At 72.6% G+C, this 10246-nt stretch carries 7 protein-coding genes and 1 pseudogene; 6 read left to right on the top strand and 2 right to left on the bottom strand.

What is annotated here, in order from left to right; translation table 11 throughout:
- Nucleotides 1-43: 43 nt before the first annotated feature.
- From kdsA to VQ02_RS27745, 3 genes are all read left to right on the top strand, one after another.
- On the top strand, nucleotides 44-901 hold the full coding sequence (kdsA, locus tag VQ02_RS27735) for a 3-deoxy-8-phosphooctulonate synthase (RefSeq protein ID WP_048447484.1): 858 nt from the start codon (nucleotides 44-46) through the stop codon (nucleotides 899-901).
- A gap of 13 nt (nucleotides 902-914) precedes the next feature.
- Nucleotides 915-2117, top strand: coding sequence for an MFS transporter (locus VQ02_RS27740; protein ID WP_048447479.1), 1203 nt, complete (start codon nucleotides 915-917; stop codon nucleotides 2115-2117).
- Between the two features lie 203 nt (nucleotides 2118-2320).
- The gene (locus VQ02_RS27745) at nucleotides 2321-2647 is read left to right on the top strand and encodes a hypothetical protein (protein WP_048447480.1); all 327 of its coding nucleotides are present in this window, start codon (nucleotides 2321-2323) and stop codon (nucleotides 2645-2647) included.
- A gap of 77 nt (nucleotides 2648-2724) precedes the next feature.
- On the opposite strand, the gene queF is transcribed toward VQ02_RS27745, so the two are convergent.
- Nucleotides 2725-3204 (bottom strand): preQ(1) synthase, encoded by a 480-nt coding sequence (gene queF / locus VQ02_RS27750; protein WP_048447485.1) that lies wholly within the window; start codon nucleotides 3202-3204, stop codon nucleotides 2725-2727.
- Between the two features lie 160 nt (nucleotides 3205-3364).
- On the opposite strand from queF, the gene eno reads away from it, so the two are divergent.
- Nucleotides 3365-4645, top strand: coding sequence for a phosphopyruvate hydratase (gene eno, locus VQ02_RS27755; RefSeq protein WP_048447481.1), 1281 nt, complete (start codon nucleotides 3365-3367; stop codon nucleotides 4643-4645).
- Between the two features lie 423 nt (nucleotides 4646-5068).
- Here the strand turns inward: eno and VQ02_RS27760 are convergent, their stop codons facing one another.
- Nucleotides 5069-8572 carry an esterase-like activity of phytase family protein gene (locus VQ02_RS27760; RefSeq protein WP_053080582.1) on the bottom strand — a complete coding sequence of 1168 codons (3504 nt, stop codon included), beginning with the start codon at nucleotides 8570-8572 and terminating at the stop codon, nucleotides 5069-5071.
- A 282-nt stretch (nucleotides 8573-8854) separates the two neighbouring features.
- Here VQ02_RS27760 and VQ02_RS27765 point away from each other — a divergent pair, with 282 nt between their 5' ends.
- Nucleotides 8855-9979 (top strand): metallophosphoesterase, encoded by a 1125-nt coding sequence (locus VQ02_RS27765; RefSeq protein WP_083469494.1) that lies wholly within the window; start codon nucleotides 8855-8857, stop codon nucleotides 9977-9979.
- A gap of 73 nt (nucleotides 9980-10052) precedes the next feature.
- Nucleotides 10053-10246 (top strand): annotated as a pseudogene (locus tag VQ02_RS27770) (septum formation initiator family protein); the annotation flags it as partial.

The raw sequence follows: 10246 nt of genomic DNA on the forward strand, positions 1-10246 counted from the left end.
GCCGACCGCATCCTCCTCGACCGCCCCCGCCGCCCCCGTCACCGTGACGGCCGGCTCCGTCCGCTTCGGCAACCACCTGCCGCTGAGCCTGATCGCCGGCCCCTGCGCCCTGGAGAGCCGGAGCCATGCCCTCGAGGTCGCCGCCGCGCTCAAGGAGATGACGGCGTCCCTGGGCATCGGCCTCGTCTTCAAGTCCTCGTTCGACAAGGCCAACCGCACCTCGGCCGGATCGAGCCGGGGCCTCGGCCTCGAGCAGGCGCTGCCGATCTTCGCCGAGATCCGCGAGACCTTGGGCCTGCCGGTCGTCACCGACGTGCACGAGGCCGGCCACTGCGCCGCCGCGGCGCAGGCCGTCGACGTGCTGCAGATCCCGGCCTTCCTGTGCCGGCAGACCGACCTGCTGCTGGCGGCGGCGGCTACCGGCCGGGTGGTCAACGTCAAGAAGGGGCAGTTCCTCGCCCCCTGGGACATGGCCCACGTCGCCGCCAAGATCACCGGGGCCGGCAATCCGAACGTGCTGCTCACCGAGCGCGGCGCCTCCTTCGGCTACAACACCCTCGTCTCGGACATGCGCGCCCTGCCGATCATGGCGCAGGTGAGCGGCGGCCTGCCGGTGGTGTTCGACGCCACCCACTCGGTGCAGCAGCCCGGCGGCCAGGGCGCCACCTCCGGCGGCCAGCGCGAGTTCGTGCCGGTGCTGGCCCGGGCCGCGGTGGCGGTGGGGGTCGCGGGCGTGTTCATCGAGACCCATCCGGATCCCGACCGGGCGCCCTCCGACGGGCCCAACATGGTTCCCCTGCGCCAGATGCCGGCGCTGCTGGCCGAGCTCCAGGCCTTCGACCGCCTGGCCAAGGATCGCCTGACCAGGGACCGCACGGCCGCGGCGGGGAGCGGCGGCTGACGGGGCGGCGGCCGTGCGCGCCGCGCCAGCACCCCTCGCCGAGGCGCCCTCGGGCGACTCGCCCTCGCGCCTGATCGCGGTCCTGGCCGCGGGAGGTTTCGCCAGCACCTTCGCGGGCCGGGTGGTCGAACCCCTCGTCGGCGTGCTCGCCCGGGACCTCGCCAGCCCCCCCGCCACCGTCGCCCTGCTCTCCACCGCCTTCGCCCTGCCCTACGCGCTGATCCAGCCGGTGCTCGGGCCGGTGGGCGATGCGCTCGGCAAGGAGCGGGTGGTGGTGGCCTGCCTGTTCGTGCTGACCCTGGCGCTCGGCGCCTGCGTTGTCGCCGGCGACATCGGCACCCTGTTCGGCCTGCGCATGCTCGCGGGCGCGGCGGCCGGCGGGGTGATCCCGCTCTCGCTCGCCATGATGGGCGACCGCATCCCGATGGAGCGGCGTCAGGTGGCGATCGGCCGCTTCCTCGTCGCGGTGATCCTCGGCCAGCTCTCGGGCTCCACGGTGGCCGGGCTGATCGAGGGCGCGATCGGCTGGCGCGGCGTGTTCGGCCTTGCCGCCGGGGTCGGGGCGGTGGGCCTGTGCGGCGTCGCCCTCGGCTTCGCCCGGCGCCTGCGCGCCGCCGGCGGCCGCTTCGCCCTGGCGCCGGCGCTGGCGCGCTACCGCACCATCCTGCGCAACCCCCGCGCCCGGGTGCTGTTCGGTGCCGTCTTCGTCGAGGCGATCGCGGTGTTCGGGATCTTCCCGCATCTCGCCCACCTGATCGAGGCCCGGGGCGAGGGCGGGCCGAGGGAGGCGGGTCTCGTCCTCGCGGGCTTCGCCGCCGGGGGCCTGGCCTACTCCCTCACCGTCGGGCTGCTGCTGCGGTTCCTCGGCCAGACCCGGATGCTGATGGCGGGCGGCGCGGTGTCGGGCGGCGCCCTGATGGTGGTCGGCCTCGCCGGCTCCTGGCAGGCCGACGCCGCGGCGCTCGTGGCGCTCGGCCTCGGCTTCTACATGCTGCACAACACCTTCCAGGTGCAGGTGACCGAGGTCGCGCCGGAGGCCCGGGCCTCGGCGGTGGCGTTGCACGCCTTCTCGTTCTTCTGCGGCCAGGCCCTCGGCGTCGCGGTGCTGGGCGCCGGCCTCGCGGCCTTCGGCCAGCTCCCGGCCTTGGCCGTGTGCGCCGCCGCGATCCTGGTTCTCGGCCTCGCCACCGCCCGGCGCCTCGCCCGGCCGGGTTGATCTGCCGCCGGCAGGGACAGTTCAGCCGGAGTTCATGTGGGCGGCGCGACGATCAGCGCCAGTCACGTCGCCCCTTGCCGGCCGCCGGACCAGAGGTCCGGCGCAGCGCAGGCGGGCGGCCCCGGGTGGAACGATTGCGGGAACCTTGCGCGGTCGCGCTCGTTGCCCGGGTCATATGGCCTGAACCAAGCAGGAGATCAACGATGCGCAAGCTGGCGATCATTCCGGCCCTCGCCGTCGCCCTCGGCGCCTTCACCACCATCGCGCCCTCCCCGGCCGAGGCCCAGGGCTGGCGCGGCGGCCATTACGGCCACGGACACGGCTACGGCCGTGGCTATGCCGGCCGGCCCTACGCCTATGGCGGACGCCGCCGCGGCATCTCCCCCGGCGCGGCGGTCGGCCTCGGCATCGCGGGTGCCGCCGTCGGCGCCATCGGGGCCGCGGCCGCGGCCGACGCGGCCCGCCGCAACGGCTACGGCTACTACGGCGCCCCGGCTCCCGCCTACGGCCCGTACGGCTACGGCTACTGAGGTCCGAACCGGACCCCGGGTTTCGATAAGGAGGGCGGCCAGGGCGACCTGGCCGCCCTTCCCATGTCAGCCTCTGGTCAGCCTCTGGCACGATAGGGCGGCACGCCCTGATCGGGCAGCCAGACCGAGGCCGGCGGCGTACCGGTCTGCCAGAACACGTCGATCGGGATGCCGCCGCGCGGGTACCAGTAGCCGCCGATGCGAAGGTAGCGCGGCTCGAGAAGCGCGGTCAGCCGGCGGCCGATGCCGACGGTGCAGTCCTCGTGGAAGGCGCCGTGGTCGCGGAAGCTGTGCAGGTAGAGCTTCAGCGACTTCGACTCCACCAGCCACTGGTCCGGCACGTAGTCGATCACCAGGATGGCGAAGTCGGGCTGGCCGGTGACCGGGCACAGCGAGGTGAATTCCGGCGCGGTGAAGCGGGCGCAGTAGTCGGTGTCCGGGTGCGGGTTCGGCACCCGATCGAGCTGCGCCTCGTCCGGCGAGCGCGGCTGGGCACTGGCGCGCCCGAGCTGCAGGGAGCCGGGCGTCGTGGCGTGTTGCGTCAGGTCTTGCGTCATGGCCGCCATATAGGCCCGCGCGGGCCTGCGCGATACCGTAAACCCTGCACAGAGCAACCCGGGCGCCTTTACCCAGTACCACCCTCGGGCGGCTTGCCGCAGACGGCAACTTGGCCGATAAGCCGCGCGACCCTCAAAGCCTGCCCGAGAGATCCCTCTCATGACCGCGATCACCAACATCGCCGCCCGCCAGATCCTCGACAGCCGGGGCAACCCCACGGTGGAGGTCGACGTCCTCCTGGAGGACGGCTCCTTCGGCCGCGCCGCCGTCCCGTCGGGCGCCTCGACCGGCGCGCACGAGGCGGTGGAGCTGCGCGACGGCGACAAGTCCCGCTACGGCGGCAAGGGCGTGCTGAAGGCCGTCGAGGCCGTCAACGGCGAGATCCTGGACGCCATCGGCGGCATGGACGCCGAGGAGCAGGCCGCCATCGACGAGGCGATGATCGAGCTCGACGGCACGCCGAACAAGGCGCGGCTGGGCGCCAACGCGATCCTGGGCGTCTCGCTCGCCGTCGCCAAGGCCGCCGCCGAGGCCTCCGGCCTGCCGCTCTACCGCTATGTCGGCGGCACCCAGGCCCGGGTCCTGCCGGTCCCGATGATGAACATCATCAACGGCGGCGCCCACGCCGACAACCCGATCGACTTCCAGGAATTCATGATCATGCCGGTGGGCGCCGACTCGCTCGCCGAGGCGGTGCGCTGGGGCGCCGAGGTCTTCCACACTCTCAAGGGCGCCCTGAAGAAGGCCGGCCACAACACCAATGTCGGCGACGAGGGCGGCTTTGCTCCCAACCTCCCCTCGGCCGAGGCGGCGCTGGACTTCGTGATGGACTCGATCCGCGCCGCCGGCTTCGAGCCGGGCCGCGACATCGTGCTGGCCCTCGACTGCGCCGCCACCGAGTTCTTCAAGAACGGGTCCTACGTCTACGAGGGCGAAGGCCAGACCCGCGACCCGGAGGCCCAGGCCGCCTACCTCGCCAAGCTCGTCGACACCTACCCGATCCTCTCGATCGAGGACGGCATGTCCGAGGACGACTGGGCCGGCTGGAAGGCGCTCACCGACAAGGTCGGCGGCCGCTGCCAGCTCGTCGGCGACGACCTGTTCGTGACCAACGTCGCGCGCCTGTCTGAGGGCATCGCCAAGGGCACGGCGAACTCGATCCTGGTGAAGGTCAACCAGATCGGCTCGCTCACCGAGACCCTGGCCGCCGTCGACATGGCCCACCGCGCCGGCTACACCGCGGTGATGTCGCACCGCTCCGGCGAGACCGAGGACGCGACCATCGCCGACCTCGCCGTCGCGACCAATTGCGGGCAGATCAAGACCGGCTCCCTCGCCCGCTCGGACAGACTGGCCAAGTACAACCAGCTCATCCGCATCGAGGAGGGCCTCGGCTCGCAGGCCCGCTACCTCGGGCGCGCGGCGCTGAAGGTCGGCTGATCCGCTGCCGATGAACGGCCCGTGCGGGGAAGAGCCCGCGCGGGCATCCGAACTCCGGAGGACGGCGGCTGTGCCGCTCCTCGCGCAGGAGCGAAGCGACCGGGTCGGGACCGGACCGAGCCGACGATCCTGTCCCGTCGCCCGACCTCTGCCCGATCGCTCCCTCGGAAGGCCGGTCGCGCCGGCGTCGCCCTGACGGGAGGCGTTTGCCTGCGCAAGGAGTCTCGCCGTTCGCGAGACTTCCATAGGTGCGGGGTCTGGGGTCTCCCGGGCCGCCTCTCCCAGGAATTCGCCGCGCTGGCGTTCCCGGCCCCGCCCGTCGGACGAAACTGAGGAGGCGCGGCGCGGGGGACCGCGTCGCGCCTCGCACAGGGCATCCGCGTCGACGGCCCGCGGCCGTCGCGCGAACCGGTCCCCTCGATGTCAGCCCTGGCTGCCGAAGCCGAAGGTGGTGTCGCCGACGGTCGAGCGGCCCTCGACGGCGCCGAACATCAGGTAATGCACCATCGGGTTCGCTCCGGCCGACGCCACGCCCGGGTTCGCCGCCAGGTACGCCGCCGTGTCGAAGCTGGTCGAGGGGTCGCGGCCCTCCTTGTAGCCGTACAGGTCGTAGTGCAGCAGCGGGTCGACGTTCGCCTTCGCCACGTCCTGGTAGGCGTTGAGGTAGCCCTTGGCGTCGAACACTGCGTTCGGGTTGCGGCCCTCCTTCCAGCCATACAGCTGGTAGTGCTGGCGCGCGAAGGTCGCCCCGTCCGCCCCCAGCACCAGTGCCGCCGCCGAGACGTCGGTGTTCGACAGCAGGTAGTACTCGGCGTCGAAGCCGCGGGCAGCGCCGACGTCGGCGGCCTTGCCGATCGCGGCGTAGGCCTGGCGTTCCTCCTCCTGGCCGTAGGCCAGGAAGTGAGCGAGGGGATCGACGCCGGCGGCACGCACGTCGGGGTTGCGGGCGAGGTAGAGCTCGTTGTCGAAGGCGGCGGAGGGGTCGCGGCCCTCCTTCCAGCCTGACTGGTCGTAGTGCTCGAGCGGGTTGACGCCGGCGATGCGCACGTCGCGGTTCGCGGCGAGGTAGCCGGTGGTGGAGAAGAAGGCGCTGGGGTCGCGGCCCTCGCGCCAGCCGAAGGCGGCGTAGTGGGCATCGGCATCGACGCCGGCGCGCAGGACGTCCTTGTTGCTGGCGAGGTAGAACAGGTCGTCGACCAGCGGCTGGCCGTCGGCGGTGTTCACGGTGACGTCGGTGAACTGGTAGCGCTCGAAGCCGCTGACCCGGTTCTGCGCGCCCGGCCCGGTGATCAGAGTCGCGGCGCCGTCGCGGGTGACGGTGGCGTCGGTAAGGCGGAAGCCGAGGACCAGGGTGTCGGTGCCGGTGCCGCCGTCGAGGAAGTTCAGGTCAGGGCCCGCGGTGACGAGGTCGTTGCCGGCGCCGGCCGCGATCCGGTTGCCGCCCGTCCCCGTGATCGCGTTGTCGAGGGCGTTGCCGGTGACCGCGCCGTCGCCGGTCAGGATCGCGTTCTCGACGTTCGACGGCAGCACCACCCGGCCGGAGCCGGCGTAGCGCACGGTGTCGGTGCCGGTGCTGCCCTGGCCGGTGCCGAGCGCCGTCGGGTCGCGCACCTCGATCTGGTTGCCGCCGGAGACCGGGGTCACCGTGATCCCGTCATCGGCCCGGATGTCGAGGGCGAAGGCCAGAACTTGAGTGAAGGCGGCGCGGTCGAAGTTGTTGTCGGAGACCAGCACCAGGCTCTGGCGCCCGTCGGGGAGCTTCGGGCCGAGGGTCAGGCCCTCGACGTTGTCGAGGGGGATGCCGAGCGTCGAGAGATCGAACAGCAATTCCTTGCGCACCGGCGTGACGCCCGGCACGGTGAGGCGGCCGTTCTCGACCTGCGTCGCGAGCGAGCGTCGGTCCGAGACGTCCGTCGCTCCCTCGGTGGTGATCTGGTAGAGCTTGATCGCGTTGCCGGCGCCGACCGAGAACGAGCGCTCCAGCGCCAGCAGCGTGCCCCGGTCGTCGAGGGCGAGCAGGTCGACGAGGCCGGCGGTCGTGAAGCCGCCCGCCGGTACGGGCGCGGCCACGACCGGGTCGGTGACGTAGACGTACTCGCCCGTCGGCCGGTCGGTGGCGAGGTCGTAGCGCAGGATGCGGGCGGCCGAGCCGCTCGACAGCGTGCCGGCCGACCCGTCGCTCGCGAGCGCGTTCTCCGTCGCGGTGTAGAGCGTGCCCTGGTCGGGGGTGACGGTCAGGCTCTCGAAGGCGAGGTTGTTGCGCACGCCCGCGGTGCCGGCGGCGTTCGGGACATACTTGCCGTCGACCGGCAGGGCCTCGACCTGCGCGCCGCTGCGGTCGAACAGGCGCACGAACGGGTCGGTGAGGCGCTGCGCCGTGGCCTCGCCCTCCGACGAGACGTAGATGCCGCGCCCGGTGAGCGCGATGCCCTCCGGGTCGAGGGACAGGGCCGGGAAGGCGGCGCCGTTCTGCGTCAGCGGGGTCACGCCGGTGACCGCGACGTCGCCCTGGTCGAGGCGGCCATCCGCGAGGTCGATGGTGAGGGTGTAGAACCGCGCCGGGTTGATCTGGCTGCGATCGTCCGAGATCGCCAGGTAGTTGCCCGCCTTGGCGTCGTAGGCGATGCCCGAGAGACCCCCGACCTCGGTGCCGGCGAACAGCGTGCCGGTCGGCAGGATCGACTGGCCGATGTAGCGGATCCCCGCCACCTCCTGGCGGCTGTCGGCGGTGAGCGCGAGGTCGAGGGAGGTCAGGCGGTGATCCGAGCTCGGGAAGCCGCCGGGCAGCGAGGGGTCGAAGCTGCCGACGAGGCGAAACAGCGGGTCGGTGCTCTGCGGCCAGAACACGCTGCCGGAGAGCGGCTCGAGCCCGACCTGCGAGGGCAGCACGTAGTCGACCCGCAGGTTGCCCGGCGCGGTGTCGGCGAAGTCGGCGGTGTCGAAGCGCGGGTCGCCGCGCTGGGTGCTGTTGGCGCCGCCCTGGAGCGCGGCCTGCTGCGGCCCGCCGAGGCTGGTCGGGGTCACGCTGGCGTCGACGAGCGGGCTGTCGAGGAGCTGGCGCGCCGCCTGCGCGACGCTGTCGCCGTCGAGGGGGTCGGCGTTCTGGTCGCCCAGGATGACGAAGCGCGAGCCGGCGGCGAGCCCGCCGAAGCGGCCCTGGTCGTCGTAGATGTAGTCGCCCTTGCCGGGCTGGATGTAGTCGGAGAAGAACCGGATCTCGTCGGCGTTGCGCAGGCCGTTGCGGTCCTCCGGCCCGTCGAAGGTCGGCGGCGTCGGGTGCGAGGCCAGGATGTGGACGGTCTCGCCGTTGACGGTGACCGGCACGTCCCAGTGGCTCTTCGAGGACAGCCGGACGGCGTCGAGCTCTCCTTGCGAGTAGTAGTCCTGCGGCGTCGCCGTGGCCGAATTGTCGGGCAGCCGGGCGCCGGGCATGTCCTTCCACAGGAAGGTCTGGAAGGTGCGCGCCGCGCTGTAATCGATCGGGTACTTCGAGAAGATCGCCATCCCGTACTGGCCGGGGAAGTCGCCGAAGCCGTAGGCGTCGTTGCCGTAGCCGGCGGCACCCGGGGTGGTGACCACCGTGCCGTTGTTGTCGAGGTCGAAGCCCGAGGCGATGCCGGTATTCGACGGCGCGACGAAGACGTGGGGGTAGTCGACCGGGGCGGCGCCGTTCTGCGACACCTTCAGGTAGTTGTTGCGAAAGAGGTCGGCGGCGAGCGAGGTGCCGTTCGGGCCGGCGCGGTCGAAGTCGAACTCGTTGACGAGCAGGACGTCCGGGTTGGTGCGCTGGATGATCTCGGCGACGTTGCGCGCCTGGGCGTTGCCCGGCGTGCTCAGGTCGCGCACGAGCTGACCTTCCGTCGTGCGGTTGAGCGAGGCGTTGAAGGTGGCGATCCGCAGGTTGCCGAGACTGGGGGACGAGGCCATCGGACGCTTCCTCTGCCGATTCCAGGTACGGGATCACCTGCGCGGCCGCGTCACCGCGGATACGCTTGCGGGACAGGGTTGCTGAGTTTGTCTGACGCTCCGATGACGTTTCGTCGGCGCAGGATTCATTCCGCTTCCCGCACGATGTGTTTCCAGGCCGCCCGGGTTCGGCGTCGGATCGCCTCAGGCCCCTCCCCGTCGCGTCCCGGCACCGCTACCGGAGAGGCGAGACCGCGGCTCGGCAAATGAGGCCTGGCCGGAACGCTGCCGAGGAGACCGACCATCTTCCACCTCATCTTCGCGACGCCGTGCGCCTACGTGATCGTCCGCTGGCTCGTCCCGCTCGCGCTGCCGCTCTGGGGCAAGGGCGCCCTCGCCCTGCTGCTGCTCGCCGCCTCGCAGTTCCACTTCTGGAACCGGCTCTCCTCCGGCTCGGTCTTCGCGCCCGAGTTCCCGCGCCCGGTCGTCCTCGCGCTCAACGGGGCGTTCGGGGCGATCCTGCTCCTCGCCGTATTCCAGATCGCGCTCGACCTCGGCGCCCTGGCGGCCGCCCTGCTGCAGCGGGGCGCGGTCGCGATCCCGGGGAGCGTCCGCCTCGCGGCGGCCGGGCTCGCGGTGCTGCTCGCCGCGGTCGGCGTCGCCAACGCCGTGCGCGTGCCGCCGGTCCGGGACGTCGAGGTCGCGATCCCCGGCCTGCCGCCGGAGTTCGACGGCTACCGGCTGCTCCAGCTCACCGACCTCCACCTCAGCCGCCTGTTCCCGGCGTCCTGGGCCCGCGCCGTGGTCGCGCGCGCCAACGCGGCGGGCGCCGACCTGATCGTCGTCACCGGCGACTTCATCGACGGCTCGGTGGCGATGCGCCGGGACGACGTCGCGCCGCTTCGCGACCTGCGGGCGCCGGACGGGGTCTGGGCGATCCCCGGCAACCACGAGTACTTCTTCGACTACGCGGCCTGGATGCGCCACCTCGCCGGCCTCGGCCTGCGGATGCTGCCGAACGCGCACGCGGTGCTCGCCCGGGCCGAGGCCCGCCTCGTGCTCGCCGGCGTCACCGACGCCTCGGCGCCGGCCTCGGGCGAGGCCGAGCCCGACCTCGCGGCGGCGCTCGCGGGCGCCCCGCCCGGCGCGCCGGTCGTGCTCCTCGACCACCAGCCCCGCGCCGCGAAGCGGGCGGCGGTCCGCGGGGTCGCGCTCCAGCTCTCCGGCCACACCCACGGCGGCATGATCCTCGGCCTCGACCGGCTGGTGGCGCGGGGCAACAACGGCTTCGTGTCGGGGCGCTACGACGTCGGCGGGATGATCCTCTACGTCGGCAACGGGACCGGGATCTGGCCCGGCTTCGCGCTCCGGCTCGGCCGCCCGTCCGAGATGACGCGCTTCACCCTGCGGGCGGCGCCCCGGACGTGACGCCCGCCGGCGGACCGGGCCGGAGCCTGCGCCCTTGAGCCTTCCTTAACCCTCCCGCCCCATCCTCCCCCGCATGGTAGTCCGTCGCCGCGCCCGTGCCGTCCTGTTGCCGCTCGGCCTCTACGCCGTGTCGATCCTCGTGGTCGGCTACTTCCTGCACGAGGCCGAGAGCGGGAATCGCGGCCTCGAGGCCAAGCGGGCCCTGAAGATCCAGGCCTACAACCTGCAGCAGGAGCTCGACGCCACCAAGGCCGACCGGGCCGAGTG

The organism is Methylobacterium variabile (assembly GCF_001043975.1).
Lineage (GTDB): Bacteria > Pseudomonadota > Alphaproteobacteria > Rhizobiales > Beijerinckiaceae > Methylobacterium > Methylobacterium variabile.